Annotated in this window: 30 protein-coding genes and 1 other annotated feature; all 30 genes read left to right on the top strand. The window is 43.2% G+C overall.

The window, feature by feature from the left end:
- The first annotated feature begins 13 nt into the window (after positions 1–13).
- Positions 14–205 carry a preprotein translocase subunit SecE gene (gene secE / locus QPK24_RS21240; RefSeq protein WP_160036594.1) on the top strand — a complete coding sequence of 64 codons (192 nt, stop codon included), beginning with the start codon at positions 14–16 and terminating at the stop codon, positions 203–205.
- A gap of 22 nt (positions 206–227) precedes the next feature.
- Positions 228–761, top strand: coding sequence for a transcription termination/antitermination protein NusG (gene nusG, locus QPK24_RS21235; protein WP_191804498.1), 534 nt, complete (start codon positions 228–230; stop codon positions 759–761).
- Between the two features lie 72 nt (positions 762–833).
- The gene (gene rplK / locus QPK24_RS21230) at positions 834–1,259 is read left to right on the top strand and encodes a 50S ribosomal protein L11 (protein WP_285744486.1); all 426 of its coding nucleotides are present in this window, start codon (positions 834–836) and stop codon (positions 1,257–1,259) included.
- A gap of 82 nt (positions 1,260–1,341) precedes the next feature.
- Positions 1,342–2,034: a 50S ribosomal protein L1 gene (rplA, locus tag QPK24_RS21225; protein WP_285744484.1), complete on the top strand. Its 693-nt coding sequence runs from the start codon at positions 1,342–1,344 to the stop codon at positions 2,032–2,034.
- A 72-nt stretch (positions 2,035–2,106) separates the two neighbouring features.
- Positions 2,107–2,257 (top strand) — a sequence feature (ribosomal protein L10 leader region).
- 161 nt (positions 2,258–2,418) lie between these two features.
- Positions 2,419–2,925, top strand: a complete 507-nt coding sequence (rplJ, locus tag QPK24_RS21220) for a 50S ribosomal protein L10 (RefSeq protein ID WP_285749479.1) — start codon at positions 2,419–2,421, stop codon at positions 2,923–2,925.
- A 55-nt stretch (positions 2,926–2,980) separates the two neighbouring features.
- Positions 2,981–3,346 carry a 50S ribosomal protein L7/L12 gene (gene rplL, locus QPK24_RS21215; protein WP_160036598.1) on the top strand — a complete coding sequence of 122 codons (366 nt, stop codon included), beginning with the start codon at positions 2,981–2,983 and terminating at the stop codon, positions 3,344–3,346.
- Positions 3,347–3,502: 156 nt separating this feature from the next.
- Positions 3,503–4,102, top strand: a complete 600-nt coding sequence (locus QPK24_RS21210; RefSeq protein WP_285744482.1) for a class I SAM-dependent methyltransferase — start codon at positions 3,503–3,505, stop codon at positions 4,100–4,102.
- A 409-nt stretch (positions 4,103–4,511) separates the two neighbouring features.
- Positions 4,512–8,063, top strand: a complete 3,552-nt coding sequence (gene rpoB, locus QPK24_RS21205; protein ID WP_285744480.1) for a DNA-directed RNA polymerase subunit beta — start codon at positions 4,512–4,514, stop codon at positions 8,061–8,063.
- A 131-nt stretch (positions 8,064–8,194) separates the two neighbouring features.
- Positions 8,195–11,809 (top strand): DNA-directed RNA polymerase subunit beta', encoded by a 3,615-nt coding sequence (gene rpoC / locus QPK24_RS21200; protein ID WP_285744478.1) that lies wholly within the window; start codon positions 8,195–8,197, stop codon positions 11,807–11,809.
- Positions 11,810–12,018: 209 nt separating this feature from the next.
- Complete coding sequence (locus QPK24_RS21195) at positions 12,019–12,270, top strand: ribosomal L7Ae/L30e/S12e/Gadd45 family protein (RefSeq protein ID WP_160036602.1); 252 nt, start codon at positions 12,019–12,021, stop codon at positions 12,268–12,270.
- A 146-nt stretch (positions 12,271–12,416) separates the two neighbouring features.
- Positions 12,417–12,839, top strand: coding sequence for a 30S ribosomal protein S12 (rpsL, locus tag QPK24_RS21190; RefSeq protein WP_160036603.1), 423 nt, complete (start codon positions 12,417–12,419; stop codon positions 12,837–12,839).
- Between the two features lie 108 nt (positions 12,840–12,947).
- A complete protein-coding gene (rpsG, locus tag QPK24_RS21185) occupies positions 12,948–13,418 on the top strand; it encodes a 30S ribosomal protein S7 (RefSeq protein ID WP_285744474.1) in 471 nt (156 codons plus the stop codon).
- Between the two features lie 47 nt (positions 13,419–13,465).
- The gene (gene fusA, locus QPK24_RS21180; protein WP_285744472.1) at positions 13,466–15,544 is read left to right on the top strand and encodes an elongation factor G; all 2,079 of its coding nucleotides are present in this window, start codon (positions 13,466–13,468) and stop codon (positions 15,542–15,544) included.
- A gap of 109 nt (positions 15,545–15,653) precedes the next feature.
- A complete protein-coding gene (gene tuf, locus QPK24_RS21175; RefSeq protein ID WP_160036605.1) occupies positions 15,654–16,844 on the top strand; it encodes an elongation factor Tu in 1,191 nt (396 codons plus the stop codon).
- 466 nt (positions 16,845–17,310) lie between these two features.
- On the top strand, positions 17,311–17,619 hold the full coding sequence (rpsJ, locus tag QPK24_RS21170) for a 30S ribosomal protein S10 (protein ID WP_017692074.1): 309 nt from the start codon (positions 17,311–17,313) through the stop codon (positions 17,617–17,619).
- Positions 17,620–17,657: 38 nt separating this feature from the next.
- Positions 17,658–18,281 (top strand): 50S ribosomal protein L3, encoded by a 624-nt coding sequence (gene rplC / locus QPK24_RS21165; RefSeq protein WP_160036606.1) that lies wholly within the window; start codon positions 17,658–17,660, stop codon positions 18,279–18,281.
- 26 nt (positions 18,282–18,307) lie between these two features.
- Complete coding sequence (gene rplD, locus QPK24_RS21160) at positions 18,308–18,931, top strand: 50S ribosomal protein L4 (RefSeq protein ID WP_285744469.1); 624 nt, start codon at positions 18,308–18,310, stop codon at positions 18,929–18,931.
- Positions 18,931–19,221: a 50S ribosomal protein L23 gene (rplW, locus tag QPK24_RS21155; protein WP_091161597.1), complete on the top strand. Its 291-nt coding sequence runs from the start codon at positions 18,931–18,933 to the stop codon at positions 19,219–19,221. The genes rplD and rplW overlap by 1 nt, the downstream gene beginning before the upstream one ends.
- A 29-nt stretch (positions 19,222–19,250) precedes the next feature.
- A complete protein-coding gene (gene rplB / locus QPK24_RS21150) occupies positions 19,251–20,081 on the top strand; it encodes a 50S ribosomal protein L2 (RefSeq protein ID WP_213535594.1) in 831 nt (276 codons plus the stop codon).
- Positions 20,082–20,156: 75 nt separating this feature from the next.
- A complete protein-coding gene (gene rpsS / locus QPK24_RS21145; RefSeq protein ID WP_160036610.1) occupies positions 20,157–20,435 on the top strand; it encodes a 30S ribosomal protein S19 in 279 nt (92 codons plus the stop codon).
- A 36-nt stretch (positions 20,436–20,471) separates the two neighbouring features.
- Complete coding sequence (rplV, locus tag QPK24_RS21140; RefSeq protein ID WP_160036611.1) at positions 20,472–20,804, top strand: 50S ribosomal protein L22; 333 nt, start codon at positions 20,472–20,474, stop codon at positions 20,802–20,804.
- 13 nt (positions 20,805–20,817) lie between these two features.
- Positions 20,818–21,480 (top strand): 30S ribosomal protein S3, encoded by a 663-nt coding sequence (gene rpsC, locus QPK24_RS21135; protein WP_160036612.1) that lies wholly within the window; start codon positions 20,818–20,820, stop codon positions 21,478–21,480.
- 2 nt (positions 21,481–21,482) lie between these two features.
- Complete coding sequence (gene rplP / locus QPK24_RS21130) at positions 21,483–21,917, top strand: 50S ribosomal protein L16 (protein WP_160036613.1); 435 nt, start codon at positions 21,483–21,485, stop codon at positions 21,915–21,917.
- Positions 21,907–22,104 carry a 50S ribosomal protein L29 gene (gene rpmC / locus QPK24_RS21125; protein WP_160036614.1) on the top strand — a complete coding sequence of 66 codons (198 nt, stop codon included), beginning with the start codon at positions 21,907–21,909 and terminating at the stop codon, positions 22,102–22,104. Before rplP ends, rpmC begins: the two co-directional genes overlap by 11 nt.
- Positions 22,105–22,156: 52 nt before the next feature.
- Positions 22,157–22,423 carry a 30S ribosomal protein S17 gene (gene rpsQ / locus QPK24_RS21120; RefSeq protein WP_160036615.1) on the top strand — a complete coding sequence of 89 codons (267 nt, stop codon included), beginning with the start codon at positions 22,157–22,159 and terminating at the stop codon, positions 22,421–22,423.
- A 34-nt stretch (positions 22,424–22,457) separates the two neighbouring features.
- Positions 22,458–22,829: a 50S ribosomal protein L14 gene (rplN, locus tag QPK24_RS21115; RefSeq protein ID WP_160036616.1), complete on the top strand. Its 372-nt coding sequence runs from the start codon at positions 22,458–22,460 to the stop codon at positions 22,827–22,829.
- 68 nt (positions 22,830–22,897) lie between these two features.
- Positions 22,898–23,251 carry a 50S ribosomal protein L24 gene (rplX, locus tag QPK24_RS21110; RefSeq protein ID WP_076315706.1) on the top strand — a complete coding sequence of 118 codons (354 nt, stop codon included), beginning with the start codon at positions 22,898–22,900 and terminating at the stop codon, positions 23,249–23,251.
- Positions 23,252–23,283: 32 nt separating this feature from the next.
- Entirely contained in the window at positions 23,284–23,823 is a 540-nt protein-coding gene (gene rplE / locus QPK24_RS21105) for a 50S ribosomal protein L5 (RefSeq protein WP_191804532.1), read from the top strand.
- Between the two features lie 71 nt (positions 23,824–23,894).
- Entirely contained in the window at positions 23,895–24,080 is a 186-nt protein-coding gene (locus QPK24_RS21100) for a type Z 30S ribosomal protein S14 (RefSeq protein ID WP_010348808.1), read from the top strand.
- A 31-nt stretch (positions 24,081–24,111) separates the two neighbouring features.
- Positions 24,112–24,510: a 30S ribosomal protein S8 gene (rpsH, locus tag QPK24_RS21095; RefSeq protein ID WP_160036618.1), complete on the top strand. Its 399-nt coding sequence runs from the start codon at positions 24,112–24,114 to the stop codon at positions 24,508–24,510.
- Positions 24,511–24,518 lie beyond the last annotated feature (8 nt).

Here is a 24,518-nt window from a genome sequence, read left to right as displayed (position 1 = left end):
AGGTGTAGTCGGCGTGAAACGTAGTTTCAAGTCTCTGTTTTCCTTTTTCTCAGAAAGCTGGGCAGAGCTCAAAAAGGTTCGCTGGCCTAATCGTAAAGAGTTAACTAACTACACCCTTATTGTTTTGGGGACGGTTATTGTTATTACGCTTTATTTTTGGGTGCTTGACATCGGTATTTCCGCTGTGATTGAAGCGATAATTTAAGAAGGGTCCCAGGTGGCTTGATATGGAAAAAAGATGGTATGTCGTTCATACCTATTCAGGGTATGAGAACAAAGTCAAAGCCAATTTGGAAAAACGCGTAGAGTCCATGGGCATGGAGGACAAAATATTCCGTGTTCTTGTTCCAATGGAAGAAGAAGTGGTAAATAAAGACGGTAAGACAAAAACCGTTATGCGTAAGATTTACCCCGGATATGTCCTTGTTGAGATGGTTCAAACTGATGATTCTTGGTATGTTGTTCGCAACACTCCGGGAGTTACTGGTTTTGTTGGATCAACAGGATCTGGTTCGAAGCCCACGCCACTATTGCCGGATGAAGTTGAACAGATTCTGAAGCATATGGGTGTTGTGGAGCCAAAACCGAAGATTGAATTCGATATTAAGGAATCCGTACGAATTAAAGTTGGTCCTTTTGCGAATTTTGTGGGCTCCGTGGAAGAGATATTGGCTGAGAAGAGTAAGTTGAAAGTTCACGTCAACATGTTTGGACGGGAAACCCCGCTTGAGCTCGATTACGATCAAGTGGAAAAATTATAGAGCGCAAGCTTATGGTTTCTGTGGGAGGGCTACATGCTCGCTAACCACTATTGATGCAAGGAGGTGTCTTACATGGCCAAAAAGGTAATTAAAATGGTAAAACTGCAAATTCCTGCAGGTAAAGCAAACCCAGCGCCACCAGTAGGTCCAGCATTGGGTCAAGCAGGTGTCAACATCATGGCATTCTGTAAAGAATTTAATGCTCGTACTGCTGATCAAGCAGGTTTGATCATTCCAGTTGAAATTACGGTGTTTGAAGATCGTTCTTTCACATTCATCACTAAAACTCCACCGGCAGCAGTATTGCTTAAAGTAGCTGCTAAACTTGAAAAAGGATCCGGTGAGCCGAACACGAAAAAAGTCGCAACTGTAAAACGTGACGCTGTTCGTCAAATTGCTGAGCAAAAAATGCCTGACCTAAACGCTGCGAACGTTGAGTCCGCAATGCGCATGGTAGAGGGTACTGCTCGCAGCATGGGTATCACCATCGAAGACTAATTACAAGTGTTCGTGCACAGGCTGATTCGCAGCCTGTGTTGTGGGAGGTATATCCGCTAAAACCACAAAGGAGGAAAAAAACATGGCTAAACATGGTAAGAAATATGTTGAAGCTGCTAAGCTGATTGACAGCGAAGCAAGCTACGAGCCTTTGGAAGCTGTAGAGCTTGTCAAAAAGGCAGCTACTGCTAAATTCGATGAAACAATCGAAGTTGCAGTACGTTTGGGCGTAGACCCTCGTAAACAAGACCAAGCCGTTCGTGGTGTTGTTGTCTTGCCGCATGGTACAGGTAAAACACAACGCGTATTGGTATTTGCAAAAGGTGAAAAAGCAAAAGAGGCGGAAGCAGCTGGAGCAGACTACGTTGGAGATCAAGATATGATCACAAAAATCCAACAAGGTTGGTTCGAGTTTGATGTCTGCGTAGCTACACCTGACATGATGAGTGAAGTAGGTAAATTGGGTCGTCTGCTCGGTGGTAAAGGTCTTATGCCTAACCCGAAAGCTGGTACGGTTACTTTTGATGTTACTAAAGCTGTTCAAGAAATTAAAGCTGGTAAAATCGAGTACCGTCTGGATCGTGCGGGACAAATTCATGCGCCAATCGGTAAAGCTTCTTTCACTGCTGAGCAGTTGAATGAAAACCTGAAAGCTTTGGTTGAAGCACTTAACCGTGCGAAACCAGCTGCTGCTAAAGGTGTTTACCTGAAAAACATCAGCATGTCCTCCACAATGGGACCTGGTGCGCGTGTGAGCACAGCTTCTTTCAAATAATAATTTCCAGTTGACTTATGTCATCTGAATCTGTTATTCTGATAAAGTTGTTTAGTCCTAGTGACTGACCATTAAATTCGAATATGCTTACCGTAGACAGTAGGTGCTGTAACAAGCTTAATTTCCTACCGAGGTGTGATGATAGAACGTATCATTTGAGTGTTTTGCTCAATATGACTTTATCAAGCCTTCGTGATTCTACGGAGGCTTTTCTTATGGATAAATGAATCGGGAATCGTATTGATTCCTGGTTCATAAATCTTACGGAAAATCTTCCGCGAATAAGCGGTTTTTACAGCCCTAATCTTTCTATGATAGAGAAGGTGCTGGATGCAGGGCGGTCTTCTGGCTGATCTGCAAGAAATCTATCAGGAGGTGTACAATTTGGCAAACGCAAAAGTGATCCAAGCAAAACAAGAAGCGGTTGATGTAGTAACAGCTAAATTGCGCGAAAGTGCAACTACTGTTGTAGCTGACTACCGTGGTCTAAACGTTTCCCAAGTAACTGAGCTGCGTAAACAGCTTCGTGAAGCAGGAATCGAATTCCAAGTACTGAAAAACACATTGCTTCGCCGTGCAACTGCGGCTGCTGAGCTGTCTGAACTTGATGAAGTTCTTACTGGCCCTACTGCAATTGCATTCAGTACTGATGATGTTGTTGCTCCAGCCAAAATTTTGAATGACTTCGCTAAGAAAAACGAAGCTTTGAAAATTAAAGGTGGGGTAGTTGAAGGTCGTGTAGTTAGTGTTGAAGAAGTTCAAGCACTTGCAGAGCTTCCTTCACGCGAAGGTCTTCTTTCTATGCTCCTCAGCGTGCTTCAAGCACCTGTACGCAACTTCGCCCTTGCGGTTAAAGCAGTTGGCGAACAAAAAGAAGAGCAAGGCGCTTAATTTTTTGAATAAACAAGCTATATAAAATACTAATTAAAATAATGGAGGTTCAACCATGAGTAAAGAGCAAATCTTGGAAGCAATCAAAGGTATGACTGTATTGGAACTGAACGATCTTGTTAAAGCAATCGAAGAAGAATTTGGCGTAACTGCTGCAGCTCCTGTAGCTGTTATGGGTGGCGCTGCTGGCGGTGCTGAAGCTGCTGAGCAAACAGAATTTGATGTAATCCTTACATCTGCTGGTGCTTCCAAAATCAACGTAATCAAAGCAGTTCGCGAAATCACTGGTCTTGGCTTGAAAGAAGCTAAAGAAGTAGTAGACAACGCTCCTAAAGCTTTGAAAGAAAAAGTAAGCAAAGAAGAAGCTGAAACAGTTAAAGCTAAACTTGAAGAAGTTGGCGCTTCTGTTGAATTGAAATAGTCCATTTCACTATTTAAGTGAATAGGAAAATTAACATACAAACCCCTTGAAGCAATCAAGGGGTTTGTTGTTATGAAGGGGCATGATTGGTAATAATTGAAGATACTCGTATCTTTTATTATGCTAATGTACTTTGTAGAGAAGGGGTTTTGTATCATGTCCGATCACTACTATTCCAGTAAGCCTGAAACTGCTCATGATCGGCAGATGCTTTCAGTAGATTTGAGAGGTTTTTCACTAAAACTGACAAGTGATGCTGGAGTTTTTTCGAAGAATGGTGTGGATTATGGTAGTCGGGTCCTGATTAATGCAATGGATTTGACGGGTGCCAAAGCAATTCTTGATGTTGGTTGTGGATACGGCCCAATCGGTATTACGGCAGCAAAACTTGTTCCGGATGCGATTGTGACCATGCTTGATATTAATGAAAGAGCTGTTGAACTTGCCAGACACAATGCCATTCAAAATCAAGTGAGTAGTAATACAGTGATTAAACAAAGCGATCGTCTTGAAGCAGTGCGGCATCAAACGTTTGATGTCATTCTAACGAATCCACCGATTCGAGCAGGTAAAGAGATCGTGCATTCTATTTTTGAACAGGCATATGAGCAGCTAAGAGTTGGAGGATCTTTGTGGATTGTGATACAGAAGAAACAGGGCGCGCCTTCAGCAAAAGAAAAGCTTTCTTCAATGTTCAAATATGTAGAGGAAGTTACCAAAGACAAAGGATATCGAATCTTCAGAGCGGAGAAATAACCAAGAGATGGCAAGTATATAATTGCAAAAAGATGCAATCGAACTATTGACTTGACAAATCAGTTATGGTATTCTTAGTGAATGTCAGTATTAAGATGCCCTACTTAGCTTTAGTTTGTGAAAATGTCAATCTTTTTTTCGCCTATTTTGGCATATTTCTGTGCAGATCGGCGTATAATATGTACATTTTGGGCAAACTATATGTAAGTGGGTTTTTCTGGGATGAAGAGGACATCCACTAATCAAGTTGCTCTTTTATCGAAAAAATTCGAATTAAGGGCTTTTCTTTATTTGTGGATATGCAGCTCTGTTATCAGATAATCTTGTTATGAGTTCCATTATAAGGTTACAAACAGAGGTTCGCAACGAAATTTTTAAAAGTGAGTAGACATTGAGGGGTGAGTTTAAGTTGGCAGGACATCTTGTTCAGTATGGTCGACGCACTCGGCGCAGTTATGCACGAATTAACGAGATACTCGAAATTCCGAACCTGATAGAAATCCAACAAAAATCTTACGAATGGTTTTTGGAGGAAGGTTTGCGCGAAATGTTCCAGGACATCTCGCCAATTCAGGATTTTACCGGTAATTTGGTATTGGAATTTATCGACTACAGTCTCGGTGAACCGAAATATACGGTAGACGACGCGAAGGAACGCGACGTTACTTATGCCGCACCACTTCGGGTTAAGGTCCGGCTCATTAATAAGGAAACGGGCGAAGTCAAAGAGCAGGAAGTATTCATGGGGGATTTCCCGCTGATGACGGAAACAGGCACGTTTATCATTAACGGTGCGGAACGGGTTATTGTCAGCCAGTTGGTTCGCTCCCCTAGCGTCTATTTCAGCACTAAAATAGATAAGAATGCAAAGAAATCTTATACAGCAACAGTGATTCCGAACCGTGGTGCTTGGCTCGAACTCGAGATGGATGCGAAGGACATTATTTATGTTCGTATCGATCGTACTCGTAAAATCCCTGTTACCGTATTACTTAGATCTCTTGGATTCGGTACAGACGCAGAAATTTTGGAACTACTCGGCGATGACGAGTATATCCGGAATACGCTGGATAAGGACAATACGGATTCGACAGAGAAAGCGCTGATTGAAATTTATGAGCGTCTTCGTCCAGGCGAACCGCCAACATTGGATAATGCAAAAAGCTTGCTTGTAGCTCGCTTCTTCGATCCAAAACGTTATGACCTTGCTAACGTAGGTCGTTACAAAATGAATAAAAAGCTTCACATCAAAAACCGTTTGTTCAATCAGCGTCTAGCTGAGTCTCTGATTGATACTTCCACTGGGGAGATCATTGCAGAAGCAGGTCAAGTTGTTGACCGCCGCTTGCTTGATGAGATTCTTCCATACCTTGAAAGTGAACAGGGAGTTGGAACGCGTACTTATCATGTAGCTAATGGTGTTCTTGATGCTAATGATATTCCTGTTCAAACGATTGATGTGTTCTCACCAAATGAAGATGGAAAAGTTGTGAAATTGATCGCAAACAGCAATATTGATAAATCTGTGAAGAATATTACTCCAGCAGATATTATCTCTTCCATCAGTTATTTCTTGAACTTACTGCAAGGCATCGGCGATACAGATGATATCGATCACTTGGGTAACCGTCGTCTGCGTTCTGTAGGTGAACTCTTACAGAACCAATTCCGTATTGGTCTTTCCCGTATGGAACGTGTAGTTCGTGAAAGAATGTCTATCCAAGATGCGAATGTAATTACACCACAGGCACTCATTAATATTCGCCCTGTAATTGCATCCATTAAAGAATTCTTCGGTAGTTCTCAGTTGTCTCAATTTATGGATCAAACGAACCCGCTGGGTGAACTTACCCACAAACGTCGTTTGTCCGCACTCGGACCGGGTGGTTTGACTCGTGAGCGCGCTGGCTTTGAAGTTCGTGACGTTCATCCATCTCACTATGGCCGTATGTGTCCAATTGAAACTCCTGAGGGACCAAACATCGGTTTGATCAACTCCTTGTCTACGTTTGCTCGCGTTAATGAGTACGGCTTTATTGAGGCTCCTTATCGCTGGGTAGATCCTAAAACAGGACGTGTTACTGATCAAGTGCGCTACGTTACAGCCGACGAGGAAGATAACTATGTTATCGCTCAGGCGAATGCGAAGCTAAATGATGATGGTTCATTTGCTGAGGATATGGTTGTTGTACGTTACAATAAACAGTCTGATAACATTACAACCATGCCTAATGATCGGGTTGACTATATGGACGTATCGCCTAAACAAGTAGTTTCCGTTGCAACGGCACTCATTCCGTTCCTTGAGAACGATGACTCCAACCGTGCGCTCATGGGATCTAACATGCAGCGGCAGGCTGTTCCTCTTCTGATTCCTAAAGCACCGCTTGTAGGTACAGGAATGGAGCACAAGGCTGCAAAAGATTCCGGTGTATGTATTGTATCCAAACATGACGGGATTATTGAAAGATCTTCTGCCAATGAAATTTGGGTTCGTAAAATTGAAATGGTAGATGGTAAAGAAGTTAAAGGCGATCTTGTTAAACATAAATTACACAAATTTATGCGTTCGAACCAAGGAACATGCATTAACCAACGTCCAATTGCTAAAATTGGCGATCGCGTTAAAGTTGGCGACATTTTGGCAGATGGTCCATCTACTGAAATGGGTGAACTGGCACTTGGTCGTAACGTTGTCGTAGCCTTTATGACTTGGGAAGGTTACAACTATGAGGATGCGATCCTTCTTAGTGAAAAACTCGTTAAAGAAGATGTTTATACATCAATTCATATCGAGGAGTATGAGTCCGAAGCTCGTGACACGAAACTTGGACCAGAAGAGATCACGCGTGACATTCCGAATGTCGGTGAAGAAGCACTTCGTAATCTAGACGAACGTGGAATTATCCGTATCGGTGCCGAGATCGCTGCAGGTGATATCTTGGTAGGTAAAGTTACACCTAAAGGAGTAACTGAACTTACGGCGGAAGAACGTCTCCTTCATGCAATCTTTGGGGAAAAAGCACGTGAAGTTCGTGATACATCGCTGAGAGTCCCACATGGTACTGACGGTATCGTAGTCGATGTGAAGGTGTTTACTCGTGAGAATGGTGATGAACTCCCTCCAGGTGTGAATCAACTCGTTCGTGTCTATATCGCGCAAAAACGGAAAATTTCCGAGGGCGATAAAATGGCAGGACGTCACGGTAACAAAGGGGTCGTGGCGCGTATTCTTCCAGAAGAAGATATGCCTTTCCTTCCTGATGGAACACCAGTTCAAGTTGTTCTGAACCCACTGGGTGTACCATCCCGTATGAACATCGGTCAGGTTCTTGAAGTTCACTTGGGTATGGCTGCAATGCAACTAGGTATTCATGTTGCTACACCAGTATTTGATGGTGCAACGGAGTATGACGTATTTGATACGATGGAAGAAGCAGGAATGCAACGTAACGGTAAGACAGTTCTGTATGATGGACGTACGGGTGATCGCTTCGAGCGTGAAGTTACCGTTGGTGTCATGCATATGATCAAACTTGCCCACATGGTTGACGATAAAATCCATGCTCGTTCTACAGGTCCTTACTCACTCGTTACGCAACAGCCGCTGGGTGGTAAAGCTCAGTTTGGTGGACAACGTTTCGGTGAGATGGAGGTATGGGCGCTTGAAGCATACGGCGCAGCTTACACGCTTCAAGAAATCCTTACTGTAAAATCAGATGATGTGGTTGGTCGTGTGAAAACTTACGAATCCATCGTTAAAGGTGAGAATGTACCAGAACCAGGTATTCCAGAATCCTTTAAAGTTCTTATTAAAGAGCTTCAAAGTCTTGGTATGGACGTTAAGATGCTCACTAAAGATGAAGAAGAAATTGATTTGAAAGAATCAGATGATGATGACGATGCTGCTAGCGATAAACTGAGCCTCAATCTTGAAGGTTCAGAAGTTGGCGCAGAGTAATTTATAAATAGTCATTGTCATTTGTCTCAATACCGGAATTTTCATCAGGCTCTACTCCCCTTTGGCAGTTTTGGCGATTGCTAGAGGGGAAAGAACCTAGAATTTAGGACTTGGTTAAGGAGGGTTGCTCCTTGTTGGACGTAAACAATTTCGAATATATGAAAATCGGGCTTGCATCGCCGGAAAAAATTCGCTCTTGGTCCCGCGGAGAAGTGAAAAAGCCGGAGACGATTAACTATCGTACGTTGAAGCCGGAAAAAGAAGGTCTGTTCTGCGAGAAAATTTTTGGTCCTACAAAGGACTGGGAATGTCACTGTGGTAAATACAAACGTGTACGTTATAAAGGCGTAGTTTGTGACCGTTGTGGTGTTGAAGTAACTCGCGCTAAAGTGCGTCGCGAACGCATGGGGCATATTGAACTGGCAGCTCCGGTTTCACATATCTGGTATTTCAAAGGCATTCCGAGCCGTATGGGTCTGGCTCTAGATATGTCTCCGAGATCTTTGGAAGAGATCATCTATTTTGCATCATATGTTGTTACTGATCCAGGTGAAACTCCACTGGAAAGAAAACAACTTTTGTCCGAAAAAGAATATCGTAGCTACCGTGAAAAATACGGTTACGGGTTTCATGCAGGCATGGGTGCAGAAGCAGTTAAAAAACTACTTCAAGATCTTGATATTGAAAAAGAACTTGAATTCTTGAAGGAAGAGCTTCGTACTGCTCAAGGACAACGTCGTAATCGTGCGATTAAACGTCTTGAAGTAATTGAAGCTTTCCGTAATTCTGGCAATAAGCCAGACTGGATGATCATGGATGTACTTCCGGTCATTCCTCCTGAGCTTCGTCCAATGGTTCAGCTCGATGGTGGACGTTTTGCAACGTCAGACCTGAATGATCTGTACCGTCGTGTTATTAACCGTAATAACCGTTTGAAACGCCTTTTGGATCTTGGTGCTCCGGATATTATCGTTCAAAACGAAAAACGGATGCTTCAAGAAGCAGTGGATGCTCTTATCGATAATGGCCGTCGTGGTCGTCCGGTAACAGGTCCTGGTAACCGTCCTTTGAAATCTCTCAGCCATATGCTGAAAGGTAAACAAGGTCGTTTCCGTCAGAACTTGCTCGGTAAACGGGTTGACTATTCTGGTCGTTCCGTTATCGTTGTAGGTCCTTACCTGAAAATGTATCAATGTGGTCTTCCAAAAGATATGGCACTTGAATTGTTTAAACCTTTTGTTATGAAAGAACTCGTGAACAAAGGTCTTGCTCACAATATCAAGAGTGCAAAACGTAAAGTTGAGCGTGTAAGTCCGGAAGTATGGGACGTTCTTGAAGAAGTAATTAAAGAACATCCAGTATTACTTAACCGTGCACCGACTCTTCACAGACTGGGTATTCAAGCATTTGAACCAATTCTTGTAGAAGGTAAAGCGATTCGTTTGCATCCGCTCGTATGTACGGCCTATAACGCCGACTTTGACGGTGACCAAATGGCCGTTCACGTACCTTTGTCAGCTGAAGCGCAAGCTGAAGCACGTCTTTTGATGCTTGCAGCAGGTAATATCTTGAACCCTAAAGATGGTAAGCCGGTTGTAACTCCATCTCAGGATATGGTCCTGGGCTCTTTCTATCTGACTATGGATAATAAAGAGGAAAAGGGAACAGGTATGATTCTGCGTACGGTTAACGAAGCAGTATCTGCTTACCAACGTGGATCCGCTGGTCTTCATGCTCGTGTTGCTATTCCAGTTAAAGCTCTGAATAAAACAAGCTTTACAGAAAAACAACAAGAAGCAATGATGATTACAACGATCGGTAAGATTATCTTTAACGAGATTTTCCCTAGCAGCTTCCCTTATATTAATGATGCAACTCGTGCAAACCTTATCCAAGGTACACCTGAGTTTTCGTTTGTATACGAGAAAGGTGCTAACTTGCAGGAAGCAATCATGAATGCACCTCAAACCAATGGTGTTGGTAAAGACTATCTCGGTCACCTTATTGCTCGCTGCTTCGAGGTCTACCATACAACAGAAACATCTGTTATTTTGGATAAAATTAAACAGCTCGGTTTCACATATTCAACTCGTGCAGGGGTTACTGTTGGTGTATCTGACGTTATCATTCCTGAAGAGAAGTATGAGATTCTTCGTGTATCTGATGAGAAAGTTGCTGTCGTTACGAATCAGTATCGTCGCGGACTTATCACAAACGAAGAACGTTATGACCGCGTAATTGATATCTGGTCCAAAGCAAAAGATGAAATCACTGATATCCTAATGAAATCCATGGATCGCTTTAACTCCATTATGCTTATGGTGGACTCTAAAGCCCGTGGTAACAAATCACAGATCACTCAGCTGGGCGGTATGCGTGGACTGATGGCCAACCCATCTGGACGTATCATCGAGCTCCCAATCAAATCGAACTTCCGTGAAGGTCTGACAGTACTCGAGTACTTCTTGTCCACTCACGGTGCGCGTAAAGGTCTCGCGGATACAGCACTTCGTACGGCTGACTCCGGTTACCTGACTCGTCGTCTGGTAGACGTAGCGCAAGATGTTATTGTTCGAGAAGATGACTGTGGAACAGACAAAGGATTTACGGTTAGCCGTATTCAAGACGGTAAAGAGGTTATCGAGGATCTATACGATCGTATCGAAGGCCGTTACTGTTTCCAAACCGTTCGTCACCCAGAAACGGGAGAAGTTATTGCTAATCGTAATGAGCTAATTGATTCGGATAAAGCAGAAGCTATTGTCGCTGCCGGTGTTCAAAAGCTGCAGATTCGTTCTGTGCTTAGTTGCCGTGCACGTCATGGGGTCTGCAAGAAATGTTACGGACGTAACCTGGCAACAGGTAAACATGTGGAGATTGGTGAAGCAGTTGGTATTATCGCTGCTCAATCCATCGGTGAACCAGGAACACAGCTTACAATGCGTACGTTCCATACCGGTGGTGTTGCAGGAGACGATATTACACAAGGTCTTCCGCGTATCCAAGAGCTCTTTGAGGCGCGTAATCCTAAAGGTCAAGCAACAATCAGTGAAATTGATGGTGTTGTTAAAGAAATCCGTGAAGCAAAAGACCGCCGTGAAATTGAAATCCAAGGGGAAGCAGAAACGAAAGTATATGCTGTTACCTATGGATCCCGCCTGCGTGTGAGCGAAGGTATGGAAATTGAAGCGGGCGACGAGCTTACAGACGGTTCTATTGACCCGAAAGAAATGCTTCGAATCAAAGGTGTTCGTGGTGTTCAAAACTACATCTTGCAAGAAGTACAACGCGTATATCGTAACCAAGGTGTAGAAATTAACGACAAACACGTTGAAGTTATGATTCGTCAAATGCTTCGCAAGATCCGTATTGTGGATGCAGGAGATACAACACTGCTTCCAGGATCTTTCGTGGACACTCATGAATACGAAGCAGCTAATAAAGATGCAATTCTTAGTGACAAGGAACCTGCTGTGGCGAAACCAGTACTTCTTGGTATTACCAAAGCGTCCCTTGAAACAGATTCATTCTTGTCTGCAGCTTCCTTCCAAGAGACGACACGTGTCTTAACTGATGCTGCTATCAAAGGTAAAGTCGACCAACTTCTTGGTTTGAAAGAGAATGTAATTCTTGGTAAGTTGATTCCGGCTGGTACTGGTATGAATCGTTACCGCAGTGTGAAATTGGCACAACCGGAAGATGGCGAAACAAACCTAGAAGCTCTTGAAACAGTTTCAGTAGACTAGTACACTACTTTGGAGTCTGTAAAGGGCACCAAATTCGGCTTGTCCGTACCCATTGTATATTCAGAGGAGATACTCATTTCCTCTGAATATAACAATTCCAATGCTTAGAATTTATATGAATCTCTTGACAACGAATGTCCCTAGGTGCTAATATAGCAAAGGTGCATGAGTAGTCACATGTTATCATGTCTTTTCGGAGGTATTGATAAATGTCGAACGACAACTTTTTGCAGGATGCTCATGTCAAGATCGGTACCAAGCAGACCATGAAGATGGTTGAGTCAGGGATTGCTGCTGAGGTTTATGTGGCGCAAGATGCTGATATGCGGATTACTTCGAAGATCCAGGCTTTATGTGAGAAACACCAAGTGAAACTAACTCTAGTTGACACGATGGAACATCTCGGTAAGGCATGTGGAATTGAAGTAGGAGCGGCAATGGTAGCCGTTGTGAAACAATAGGTTATAGAAGATGTTTTTGTCTGGATGCTCAAGCTTCCTAATACGGCAAAAACTTTTCATTTGTTCTTTTATGAACCGCCTGGGTCTGTGGACTTAAAAAGTGAGGTTTATAAATAGAATGACGAATCTAGGAAGGGGGTGGCAACATGCCAACAATTAATCAGCTAGTTCGTAAAGGACGTCAAGCTAAAGTCTACAAGTCTAAATCACCAGCGTTGCAAAAAGGCTACAATGCCCTTAAACGTGAATCCACTAACATTAGTGCTCCACAAAAACGTGGTGTTTGTACTCGTGTAGGTACAATGACTCCTCGTAAACCAAACTCAGCGCTCCGTAAATATGCCCGTGTTCGTTTGACGAACCGTCTCGAGGTAACAGCTTATATCCCGGGTATCGGTCATAACTTGCAAGAGCACAGTGTTGTATTGCTTCGCGGAGGTAAAGTAAAGGACCTTGCAGGGGTTCGTTACCATATCGTTCGTGGTGCTTTGGATACAGCAGGTGTAGCTAACCGGATGCAAGCCCGTTCTAAATACGGTGCGAAACGCCCTAAAGCTAAAAAAGCATAAGGTTAGTTTCTAATCTTAATGTGCTAGTAAACCGAAAGCATGACGCTTCGGTCGCAGAACAACAACAACAACAACAAAAGTATAAACATATAAGAAAGGGGGATATCTATGCCACGCAAAGGTCCTGTTACCAAAAGAGACGTGTTGCCTGATCCGGTTTACAACAGCAAACTTGTAACTCGTTTGATCAACCGCATCATGCTTGATGGAAAACGTGGTGTTGCTCAAAGCATCTTGTACAATGCGTTCAACATTATTCAAGAACGTACTGGTAAAGATCCTATGGAAGTCTTTGAAGCAGCTATCAAAAATATTATGCCGGTTCTGGAAGTTAAAGCTCGCCGTGTTGGTGGTGCTAACTATCAAGTACCTATCGAGGTTAAACCGGAAAGACGTACTTCCCTTGGTTTACGTTGGCTTGTAAACTACTCCCGCAGCCGCGGCGAGAAAACAATGGAAGAGCGTTTGGCAGCTGAGATTATCGACGCTTCCAACAACACTGGTGCTTCCGTTAAAAAACGTGAAGACACACACAAAATGGCTGAAGCAAATAAAGCATTTGCTCACTACCGTTGGTAGGATTTCAGTCTTAAAAATATACTTCATTTTGAAGGGAGACCTGAGTCATGGCTACTAGAGAGTTCTCCTTGCAAAATACACGTAATATCGGGATCATGGCGCATATTGACGCTGGTAAAACTACTACCACAGAGCGGATCTTGTTCTACACAGGCCGTACGCACAAAATCGGTGAAGTTCACGAGGGTGCTGCGACTATGGACTGGATGGAGCAAGAACAGGAGCGCGGTATCACGATTACTTCCGCTGCGACGACTGCTCAATGGAAAGGTCACCGCGTTAATATTATTGATACCCCGGGACACGTTGACTTCACAGTTGAAGTTGAACGTTCCCTTCGTGTATTGGACGGAGCAGTAGGTGTTTTCAGTGCGAAAGAAGGCGTAGAGCCTCAGTCTGAAACTGTATGGAGACAGGCGGATCGCTACGGCGTACCTCGTATCGCATATGTAAATAAAATGGATATCATTGGCGCAGATTATCTTAACGTAGTTAATGATATGCGCGATCGTCTTCAAGCTAATGCTGTTGCAATTCAACTTCCTATCGGAGCTGAAAATGATTTTGTTGGTATTATCGACATTATCGAGCAAAAAGCATATATGTTCAAAGACGATCTAGGTAAAGAAGTTGAAGAAACTAGCGTACCAGCAGAATTTGCTGACCAAGTTGAAGAACTTCGTATGGAACTGATCGAGAAAGTTGCAGAACTTGATGAAGATCTGACTATGAAATACCTCGAAGGTGAAGAAATCTCTGTTCAAGAGATTAAAGCAGCTCTTCGTAAAGGTGTTGTAGAAGTTAAAATCTTCCCAGTTATCTGTGGATCTTCTTATCGTAACAAAGGTGTTCAACTTATGTTGGATGCTGTTCTTGATTACCTGCCATCTCCTGTTGATGTTCCTGCTATTACAGGTCATTTGGAAGATGGAACAGAAGCGGTTCGTAAATCTTCTGACGAAGAGCCTTTCTCTGCTCTAGCGTTTAAGATTATGACTGACCCTTATGTTGGTAAACTTACATTCTTCCGTGTATACTCTGGAGTACTTCAATCCGGTTCTTACGTATTGAACGCTACAAAAGGGAAACGCGAACGTATCGGACGTATTCTTCAAATGCACGCAAACAGCCGTCAAGAAATCACTGAAGTATTCTCCGGTGATATTGCGTCTGCCGTAGGTTTGAAAGATACCGGTACAGGTGATACACTATGTGATGAGAAAAACCCGATTATCTTGGAGTCAATGAACTTCCCTGATCCGGTTATTCAAATCGCGGTTGAACCAAAAACCAAAGCTGACCAAGATAAAATGTCTGTTGCTCTAGGTAAATTGACTGAAGAGGATCCAACTCTTCGTGCTCATACTGATGAAGAAACAGGACAAACAATCTTGGCTGGTATGGGTGAACTTCACCTTGATATCATCATTGACCGTATGCGTCGTGAATTCAAAGTGGATACTAACATTGGTCAACCACAAGTTGCTTACCGTGAAACATTCCGTCAACCAGCGCGTGTTGAAGGTAAATTCGTACGTCAGTCCGGTGGCCGCGGTCAATATGGACACGTATGGGTTGAATTCGAACCGCTTGAAGCGGGAAGCGGTAACCAATTTGATAGTAAAATTGTCGGTGGATCTGTACCTCGTGAGTACATTGGACCTGCACAACAAGGTATTGAAGAAGCTATGAAAAACGGTGTCCTTGCAGGATTCCCGCTTGTAGACGTTAAAGCTACAATCGTAGATGGTTCATACCATGATGTCGATTCCAATGAAATGGCATTTAAAATTGCCGGATCCATGGCACTTAAAGCAGCTAAAGACAAGTGTAAAGCTGTCCTGCTTGAGCCAATCATGAAAGTTGAAGTTACCGTTCCAGAGGAATACATGGGCGATGTAATGGGTATGCTGAACTCCCGTCGTGGTAGAATCGAAGGTATGGATTCTCGCGGTGGTACGCAAATCATTCGTGCTAAGGTACCTCTCTCTGAAATGTTCGGTTACTCCACAACTCTCCGTTCTGGTACACAAGGTCGCGGTGTGTTCTCTATGGAACTCTCTCACTATGAAGAAGTTCCTAGAACGATTGCCGAAGAAATTGTTGCTAAAACTAAGGGAGAATAATTTTTACTAACTGTTGTGTGAAAGCACCAAAGGTTAATATTAATCTAATGGTGCTTATCCACACAGTGCCAACATATAAAACTATCCATTCTAAGGAGGCCACGTTCAAATGGCAAAGGCTAAGTTCGAACGTACTAAACCACACGTTAACATCGGTACTATCGGTCACGTTGACCATGGTAAAACTACATTGACTGCTGCAATCACTACTGTATTGGGTAAAACTTACGGTGGCGCAGCGATCGCTTTCGATCAAATCGATAAAGCTCCAGAAGAGCGCGAACGCGGTATCACAATCTCTACTTCACACGTTGAATATGAAACTGATGCTCGTCACTATGCACACGTTGACTGCCCAGGTCACGCTGACTATGTTAAAAACATGATCACTGGTGCTGCACAAATGGACGGAGCTATCCTGGTTGTATCCGCAGCTGACGGCCCTATGCCGCAAACTCGTGAGCACATCCTTCTGTCCCGCCAAGTAGGCGTACCTTACATCGTTGTATTCTTGAACAAATGCGACATGGTTGAAGACGAAGAGCTTCTTGAACTCGTTGAAATGGAAGTTCGCGACCTTCTTAGCGAATACGACTTCCCAGGTGATGACACTCCAATCACTCGTGGATCTGCTCGTGAAGCACTTCAAAACCCAGAAGGTGAATGGGCTCAAAAAATCGTTGAGATGTTTAAAGAAATCGACACTTACATCCCAGATCCAGAGCGCGACACTGACAAACCTTTCTTGATGCCTGTTGAGGATGTATTCTCCATCACTGGTCGTGGTACTGTTGCTACAGGTCGTGTAGAGCGTGGTACTATCAAAGTCGGCGAAGAAATCGAAATCGTAGGTATTCACGAAGAAACTAAAAAATCCGTTGTAACGGGCGTTGAAATGTTCCGTAAACTTCTGGATTCCGCTCAAGCTGGTGACAACATTGGAGCATTGCTTCGTGGTGTAGACCGTTCCCAAATCGAGCGTGGACAAGTTCTTTCCAAACCAGGTTCCGTTAATCCTCATACTGAGTTTACTGCTCAAGTATACGTTTTGACTAAAGAAGAAGGCGGACGTCACAAACCTTTCTTCACTGGATACCGTCCACAGTTCTACTTCCGTACAACTGACGTAACTGGTATCATCAACCTTCCAGAAGGTACTGAAATGGTTATGCCTGGTGACAACATCGAAGTTACAGTACAACTGATCTCTCCAATCGCTATTGAAGAGGGTACTCGCTTCGCGATCCGTGAAGGCGGACGTACTGTTGGTGCTGGTGCAGTAGCATCCATCCAAAAATAATTTGACTCCTAAGTCAAATTAAAAATAGAGCAACATTGTATTGGAACGAGTAACATTGTATTGGACAGCAAAAAAGGATCCTGCCATCTCCGGCCGGGTCCTTTTTTCATTTTTTTCCTTTTGCTTTTTTTATAATTTAATATATAATAGGTAAAGTTGTGATTCGGGGACAACAGATTAAGGAAACAAGACATCTCTATTTCTATAGTAGGGTAGGCTGCAATATTAATTTGTATAAAGCCAAATGTGATGTAGAGTATTATAAGAATGATTGATTTTAGAATCTTTCATTTAAATGCTTGCATTATGTCTATGTTTTCGATATAATAATAAATGTTGTTCTGTGACGTTGCGATGATGTGAGAGGTTACTGACACACCCGGCCCCTTTGCCATGGGAGAGTGGGTTAGAAAATTTTCACGGAGTATGTCCGATATTAAATTGGGCGATAAAAGGAGGGACTAAAATGGCAAAGCAAAAAATTCGTATTCGTTTGAAAGCTTACGACCACAGGATTCTTGATCAATCCGCTGAGAAAATTGTAGAAACGGCAAAACGTTCGGGTGCAGGTGTATCCGGTCCGATTCCGCTTCCAACTGAAAAACAAATCATTACTATTCTTCGTGCGGTACACAAGTACAAGGATTCTCGTGAACAATTCGAACAACGTACTCATAAACGTTTGATCGATATTGTGAACCCAACTCCACAAACTGTGGATGCCTTGATGCGCTTGGATCTACCGTCCGGTGTAGATATCGAAATTAAATTGTAATATCAAACTTGTATTAATGAAGGAAAAGAGGTGTCAACATGAAAGGTATCTTAGGTAAAAAACTAGGCATGACGCAAGTATTTACACCAGAAGGTAACGTAATTCCTGTAACGGTTATCGAAGCAGGTCCATCTGTTGTCTTGCAAAAGAAAGACCTGGAAAACGACGGCTACGAAGCTGTACAACTAGGTTATGCCGATAAGAAAGAAAAAAATGCTAACAAACCTGAAACAGGACATGCGAAAAAAGCTAATACAGCTCCTAAGCGCTACGTTCGCGAACTCCGCGGTGTTGATCTTGCGGGATTCGAGGTTGGCCAAGAAATTAAAGCAGACATCTTCGCAGAAGGCGAATTTGTTGACGTAACTGGTATTTCTAAAGGTAAAGGTTTTGCCGGTGTTATCAAACGTTGGGGACAAAGAACAGGCCCAATGTCTCACGGTTCCCGTTACCACAGAGGACCAGGTTCCATGGGTTCCATTCAAGCGAACCGTGTACCTAAAGGTAAACACCTTCCAGGACACATGGGACACGAAACAATTACAATTCAACGTCTTGAAGTAATTAAAGTAGACGCTGAACGTAATGTATTGCTTGTTAAAGGTTCTATTCCTGGACCAAAAAACAGCTTCGTTAAAATTAAAGAATCGGTGAAGAAATAATCACCTAAGGAAAGGAGGAACACAAAATGCCAAAAGTAGCACTTTATAATGTCAGTGGTAGCCAAGTAGGAGAAGTTGAATTGAATGACGCAGTATTCGGAATTGAGCCGAACACTCACGTTCTTCATGATGCTGTTGTTATGCAACGCGCTTCCCTTCGTCAAGGTACACACAAAGTAAAAGGACGTTCTGAAGTACGTGGCGGTGGACGTAAACCTTGGAAACAAAAAGGTACAGGTCGCGCTCGTCAAGGTTCGATCCGTGCACCACAATGGGTAGGTGGTGGTACTGTATTCGGTCCAACTCCGCGCAGTTACGCTTTCAAACTACCTAAAAAAGTTCGTCGTCTGGCGATCAAATCCGCATTGTCTTCTAAAGTAATCGACAACGAAATCATCGTTCTGGATGCTCTTACGCTGAACGCACCGAAAACTAAAGAATTTGCAGCTATTTTGAACAATCTTAAAGTAGATCGCAAAGCTTTGATCGTTGCTTCAGGCTATGATGATAATGTTGCTCTTTCCGCGAGAAATATTCCTGGTGTGAAATTTGTTGCGGCTGACGGCATTAATGTTCTTGACGTACTTACGTACGACAAACTGATCATTACAAAAGAAGCAGTACAGATGGTAGAGGAGGTTCTTGCGTAATGAAAAATCCTCGTGATATCATTAAACGTCCAGTAATCACTGAACGTACAGCTGATATGATGGCTGATTTGAAATATGTTTTCGAAGTAGATATTCGTGCAAATAAAACAGAAATCAAAGCTGCTGTTGAAGAGATCTTCAACGTTAAGGTGAAAAACGTGAATACACTTCGCGTACCTGGTAAGTTGAAACGTTACGGCCGTTACTCTGGCTACACTCCAGAGTGGAAAAAAGCTTTCGTAACTCTCACTCCAGATAGCAAAGCACTTGAGTTCTTTGAATCTGTATAAGAAACTGCTAAAGTAAGGAGGGAAATTCAGTGCCAATTAAAAAGTACAAACCGACATCTCCGGCTAGACGTAATATGTCCGTATCCACTTTTGAAGAAATTACGACTAACCAGCCTGAGAAATCGTTGCTTGCTCCGCTGAGCAAAACAGCAGGCCGCAACAACCAAGGTAAAATTACGGTTCGTCACCACGGCGGCGGACACAAACGTAAATATCGTATTATTGACTTTAAACGTACTAAAGATGGAATACCGGGCCGCGTTGCTACAATCGAGTATGACCCTAACCGGACTTCCAATATTGCTCTGATCCACTACGCAGATGGTGAGAAACGTTACATCATCGCTCCAAAAGGACTTAAAGTAGGAGATCAAATCGAATCTGGACCAACTGCAGATATCAAGACAGGTAATGCTTTACCTCTTGAAAATATCCCAGTAGGTACAGTTATTCATAACATTGAGCTTCAACCAGGTAAAGGTGGCCAATTGGTCCGTGCAGCTGGTACAGAAGCACAACTTCTTGGTAAAGAAGAAAAATACGTGACTGTTCGTTTGTCATCTGGTGAAGTTCGCCGCATTCTTAAAGTTTGCCGCGCTACAATCGGATCCGTTGGTAACCAAGATCACGAATTGATTAAAATCGGTAAAGCAGGCCGTAGTCGCTGGCTCGGAAAACGTCCAGAAGTTCGCGGGGTAGTAATGAACCCTAACGATCACCCACACGGTGGTGGTGAAGGTAAAGCTCCAATCGGTCGTAAATCGCCAATGTCTCCTTGGGGCAAACCAACTCTTGGATACAAAACACGTAAGAAAAACAAAGCTTCTGACAAATACATCGTTCGCCGCCGCACGAAGTAATACACGTCACTGTGCATAACTTCGCGCGCGCGATCGTGAATGAACGAGAACATTGGATGAAGGGAGGATTTACACATGAGTCGCAGTCTAAAAAAAGGGCCATTTGTTGATGGACACCTGATGAAAAAAGTTGAAGATATGAACGAGTCCGGGAAGAAACTAGTGATCAAAACTTGGTCCCGTCGCTCTACAATTTTCCCGCAATTCATTGGACATACGTTTGGTGTGTATGACGGCCGTAAACACGTTCCTGTATATGTAACGGAAGATATGGTTGGACACAAACTGGGTGAGTTCGCTCCTACGCGTACTTACAAAGGTCATGCAGCAGACGATAAGAAAACAAGAAGATAAATGATCAAGCGCTAATGTTTGAGAGGAGGTTAAACAATGGAAGCAAAAGCACATGCCAAGTTTGTTCGGATTGCTCCTCGTAAAGTTCAACTTGTTGTTGACTTAATTCGTGGTAAGCAAGTGGGCGAGGCGATCGCAATTCTGCGTCACACTCCAAAATCCGCTTCTCCAGTAGTTGAGAAATTGCTCAACTCTGCTATTGCAAATGCAGAGCACAATTACTCTTTGGATATTAACAATCTGGTTATCTCACAAGCTTATGTAAACCAAGGACCGACTATGAAACGTTTCCGCCCTCGTGCAATGGGACGTGCAAGTCGTATCAATAAACGCACCAGCCACATTACTTTGGTGGTATCCGAAAAATAAGGAGGGAAAACGTGTGGGACAAAAGGTAAATCCCATCGGGCTCCGTATCGGAGTTATCCGTGACTGGGAATCCAAATGGTACGCAGGCAAAGATTTCGGTGATCTTTTGCTTGAAGACGTAAAAATTCGTGAATACCTGAAAAATAAATTGAAAGACTCCGCAGTATCTCGTATTGAAATCGAGAGAGCGGCTAACCGTGTCAATGTAACGATCCATACTGCTAAACCAGGAATGGTTATCGGTAAAGGTGGATCCGAAGTTGAAATTCTCCGTGGTCAAATCACGAAGATTGCAGGCGGTAAAAAAGTTCACATCAATATTTCTGAAATCAAACAACCAGATCTTGACGCAATTCTTGTAGCTGAAAGCATTGCACAACAATTGGAACGCCGTGTTTCTTTCCGTCGTGCTCTGAAACAAGCAATTCAAAGAACTATGCGCTCTGGTGCAAAAGGAATCAAAACACAAGTAGGCGGACGTCTTGGCGGAGCTGAGATCGCACGTTCTGAAGGCTACAGCGAAGGAACTGTTCCACTGCATACGCTTCGTGCCGACATTGACTACGGTACAGCTGAAGCTCATACTACTTACGGCCGTCTAGGCGTTAAAGTATGGATCTATCGTGGAGAGGTTCTTCCTACGGCTAAGAAAGCTGCTAAGGAAGGAGGCAACTAATCATGTTGGTACCAAAACGTGTTAAACACCGCAAGCAACAACGCGGACACATGAAAGGCCAAGCTAAAGGCGGTACTACACTGAACTTTGGTGAATATGGCTTGCAAGCTACTGAGCCAGCGTGGATTACGAACCGTCAGATCGAGGCTGCTCGTATCGCGATGACTCGTTATATCAAACGTGGTGGTAAAGTTTGGATTAAAATTTTCCCTGATAAGCCAATTACTCAAAAGCCTCTAGAGGTTCGTATGGGTAGTGGTAAAGGTAACGTTGAGAAATGGGTTGCTGTAGTTAAACCAGGAAAGATCATGTTTGAACTTTCTGGCGTACCAGAAGATGTTGCTCGCGAAGCAATGCGTCTGGCTGCTCACAAGCTGCCAATCAAAACGAAGTTTGTGAAACGTGAAGAATTGGGTGGTGAAGTAAATGAAGGCTAGTGAATTCCGCAACCTAACCACTGCTGAAATTGAGCAAAAGATTGCCGGATTTAAAGAAGAACTCTTTAACCTCCGCTTTCAACTCGCTACCGGTCAGCTTGATAACCCAACTCGTATTCGTGACGTACGTAGAGAAATTGCACGTGCTAAGACGATCATCCGTGAAAGAGAACTTGGGATTAGCTAATATATAGTACCGGATGGACAATCCGTCTTTAAATGAGGAAGGAGGCCCAACAATGAGCGAAGAACGCAACGCACGTAAAGTGCAAGTCGGTAAAGTGGTTAGCGACAAAATGGATAAAACAATTGTGGTTGCTGTAGAAACTTACAAAAAGCATGATTTGTACCATAAACGCATCAAGTACACTAAAAAGTTCAAAGCACATGATGAAAATAACACTGCTAAAATTGGTGATGTTGTTAAAATCATGGAAACTCGTCCTTTGTCGAAAGACAAGAACTGGAGACTTGTTGAAGTCGTGGAAAAAGCGATTATCATTTAATGATTTTCAGCTTGGCTGAAAGGAGGAAAACAAGATGATTCAACCATTTACACGTTTGACTGTAGCAGACAACTCTGGTGCGAAGGAACTGATGTGTATCCGCGTACTGGGTGGTACGGGACGTAGTCGTACAGCTTCAATCGGAGACCTTATCGTTTGTTCTGTCAAACAAGCAACACCAGGCGGCGTTGTCAAAAAAGGTGATGTGGTAAGAGCAGTTGTGGTTCGCACAAAACGTTCTGTTCGTCGTAAAGACGGATCTTACATCGCATTTGATGAGAATGCAGCAGTGGTAGTTAAAGAAGACAGAAGCCCTCGTGGTACTCGTATTTTCGGACCAGTTGCTCGCGAACTTCGCGAAAAAGACTACATGAAAATCGTTTCCTTGGCTCCAGAAGTTATCTAATATAACAACTTAATCCTTCTTAGGATTGATTTATAGCTTGTTCACGCAAGTCATAGGAGGTGTACGAAATGGCAAAAGTGAAAAAGGTCTTGGAATCTCATAACAACAAGTTGCACGTCAAAAAAGACGACACTGTTATGGTGATCAGCGGTAAAGACAAAGGCAAAAAAGGCCGTGTCATCGCAGCTTATCCTCGTGAGAACCGCGTTCTTGTAGAAGGTGTTAACCTCGTTAAAAAACACCAAAAGCCTAACCAGCTTAATCCACAAGGCGGAATCATCGAGAAAGAAGCTCCAATCCATGTATCGAACGTGATGCATATTGATCCGAAGAGCGGAAACGTAACCCGTATTGGTTACAAAGTGTTAGACAACGGCAAAAAAGTACGCGTTGCTAAACGTTCCGGAGAATCGATCGACTAATGTAACCGAATGAGAAAGGAGGTCCATAATTCATGGCAAGATTGAAAGAACGTTTCCTAAATGAAATAACTCCTGCTTTGGTGCAGAAGTTTGAATATAGCTCAGTAATGCAAGTTCCTAAAATCGAGAAAGTGGTTATCAACATGGGGGTGGGTGACGCTGTCCAAAACTCCAAAGTGCTTGATTCCGCTGTGAATGATTTGCAGCTGATTTCTGGTCAAAAACCAGTAATCACAAAAGCTAAAAAATCAATCGCTGGTTTTAAACTGCGTGAGAACATGCCAATCGGGGTTAAAGTGACATTGCGCGGCGAGCGTATGTACCACTTCCTTGATAAATTGTTCAACATTACTCTTCCTCGTGTACGTGACTTCCAAGGGGTATCAAACAAAGCGTTTGATGGTCGTGGTAACTACACACTTGGTCTTAAAGAGCAACTCATCTTCCCTGAGATTGAGTATGATAAAGTGGACAAAGTCCGCGGTATGGATATCGTAATCGTAACTACGGCTAAAACCGATGAAGAGTCTCGCGAATTGCTTACTCAACTCGGAATGCCTTTCGCAAAGTAAGAATTTAAAGTATCCGGGAGTCTTTGAGAGACCCCGAATTCTCCGAAATTATTTAGGAGGTGTCAGGCTAAGTGGCAAAAACTTCAATGAAAGTTAAACAACAACGTGCTCCGAAGTTTAAAGTTCGTGCTTATACTCGTTGCGAACGTTGTGGTCGTCCACATTCTGTATTACAGAAGTTTAAAATTTGCAGAATTTGTTTCCGTGAATTAGCTTATAAAGGCCAGATCCCTGGCGTGAAAAAAGCAAGCTGGTAAAAAGTCCTGAACGGGAAGGAGGTTACACACAATGACTATGTCTGATCCAATTGCAGATATGCTTACTCGCATTCGTAATGCGAACACAGTTCGTCACGAAACGGTAGAAATGCCTGCTTCGACGATGAAAAAACAAATCGCTGAAATCCTGAAGCGTGAAGGTTTCATCCGTGATGCTGAATATGTGGATGATAACAAACAAGGAATCATCCGTATTTTCTTGAAATACGGACAAAACAACGAGCGTGTTATTACTGGTCTGAAAAGAATCAGTAAACCAGGTCTACGTGTTTACACGAAGAGCAATGAAGTACCTCGCGTACTTGGCGGTCTCGGAATCGCGATCATTTCTACTTCCAAAGGCGTAATGACAGATAAAGAAGCTCGCCAAGCAAAATCTGGCGGCGAAGTTATCTGCTACGTTTGGTAATATAAGTC

The organism is Paenibacillus polygoni (assembly GCF_030263935.1).
Classification (GTDB): Bacteria; Bacillota; Bacilli; order Paenibacillales; family Paenibacillaceae; genus Paenibacillus; species Paenibacillus polygoni.
The sequence above is the reverse complement of the archived record's forward strand: the minus strand, read 5'-3'. Positions and strand labels throughout refer to the sequence as shown.

Bases quoted from the DNA above. Each gene is read 5' to 3' on its own strand.
- rpsH (WP_160036618.1), top strand. From the start codon at position 24,112: ATGACTATGTCTGATCCAATTGCAGATATGCTTACTCGCATTCGTAAT.
- rplP (WP_160036613.1), top strand. From the start codon at position 21,483: ATGTTGGTACCAAAACGTGTTAAACACCGCAAGCAACAACGCGGACAC.
- nusG (WP_191804498.1), top strand. From the start codon at position 228: ATGGAAAAAAGATGGTATGTCGTTCATACCTATTCAGGGTATGAGAAC.
- tuf (WP_160036605.1), top strand. From the start codon at position 15,654: ATGGCAAAGGCTAAGTTCGAACGTACTAAACCACACGTTAACATCGGT.
- QPK24_RS21195 (WP_160036602.1), top strand. From the start codon at position 12,019: ATGTCGAACGACAACTTTTTGCAGGATGCTCATGTCAAGATCGGTACC.
- rplE (WP_191804532.1), top strand. From the start codon at position 23,284: ATGGCAAGATTGAAAGAACGTTTCCTAAATGAAATAACTCCTGCTTTG.
- rplN (WP_160036616.1), top strand. From the start codon at position 22,458: ATGATTCAACCATTTACACGTTTGACTGTAGCAGACAACTCTGGTGCG.
- rpsG (WP_285744474.1), top strand. From the start codon at position 12,948: ATGCCACGCAAAGGTCCTGTTACCAAAAGAGACGTGTTGCCTGATCCG.
- rpmC (WP_160036614.1), top strand. From the start codon at position 21,907: ATGAAGGCTAGTGAATTCCGCAACCTAACCACTGCTGAAATTGAGCAA.
- rplX (WP_076315706.1), top strand. From the start codon at position 22,898: ATGGCAAAAGTGAAAAAGGTCTTGGAATCTCATAACAACAAGTTGCAC.
- rpsQ (WP_160036615.1), top strand. From the start codon at position 22,157: ATGAGCGAAGAACGCAACGCACGTAAAGTGCAAGTCGGTAAAGTGGTT.
- rplL (WP_160036598.1), top strand. From the start codon at position 2,981: ATGAGTAAAGAGCAAATCTTGGAAGCAATCAAAGGTATGACTGTATTG.
- rpsL (WP_160036603.1), top strand. From the start codon at position 12,417: ATGCCAACAATTAATCAGCTAGTTCGTAAAGGACGTCAAGCTAAAGTC.
- QPK24_RS21210 (WP_285744482.1), top strand. From the start codon at position 3,503: ATGTCCGATCACTACTATTCCAGTAAGCCTGAAACTGCTCATGATCGG.
- rplV (WP_160036611.1), top strand. From the start codon at position 20,472: ATGGAAGCAAAAGCACATGCCAAGTTTGTTCGGATTGCTCCTCGTAAA.
- fusA (WP_285744472.1), top strand. From the start codon at position 13,466: ATGGCTACTAGAGAGTTCTCCTTGCAAAATACACGTAATATCGGGATC.
- rplC (WP_160036606.1), top strand. From the start codon at position 17,658: ATGAAAGGTATCTTAGGTAAAAAACTAGGCATGACGCAAGTATTTACA.
- rplD (WP_285744469.1), top strand. From the start codon at position 18,308: ATGCCAAAAGTAGCACTTTATAATGTCAGTGGTAGCCAAGTAGGAGAA.
- rplA (WP_285744484.1), top strand. From the start codon at position 1,342: ATGGCTAAACATGGTAAGAAATATGTTGAAGCTGCTAAGCTGATTGAC.
- rplK (WP_285744486.1), top strand. From the start codon at position 834: ATGGCCAAAAAGGTAATTAAAATGGTAAAACTGCAAATTCCTGCAGGT.
- rplW (WP_091161597.1), top strand. From the start codon at position 18,931: ATGAAAAATCCTCGTGATATCATTAAACGTCCAGTAATCACTGAACGT.
- rpsS (WP_160036610.1), top strand. From the start codon at position 20,157: ATGAGTCGCAGTCTAAAAAAAGGGCCATTTGTTGATGGACACCTGATG.
- rpsJ (WP_017692074.1), top strand. From the start codon at position 17,311: ATGGCAAAGCAAAAAATTCGTATTCGTTTGAAAGCTTACGACCACAGG.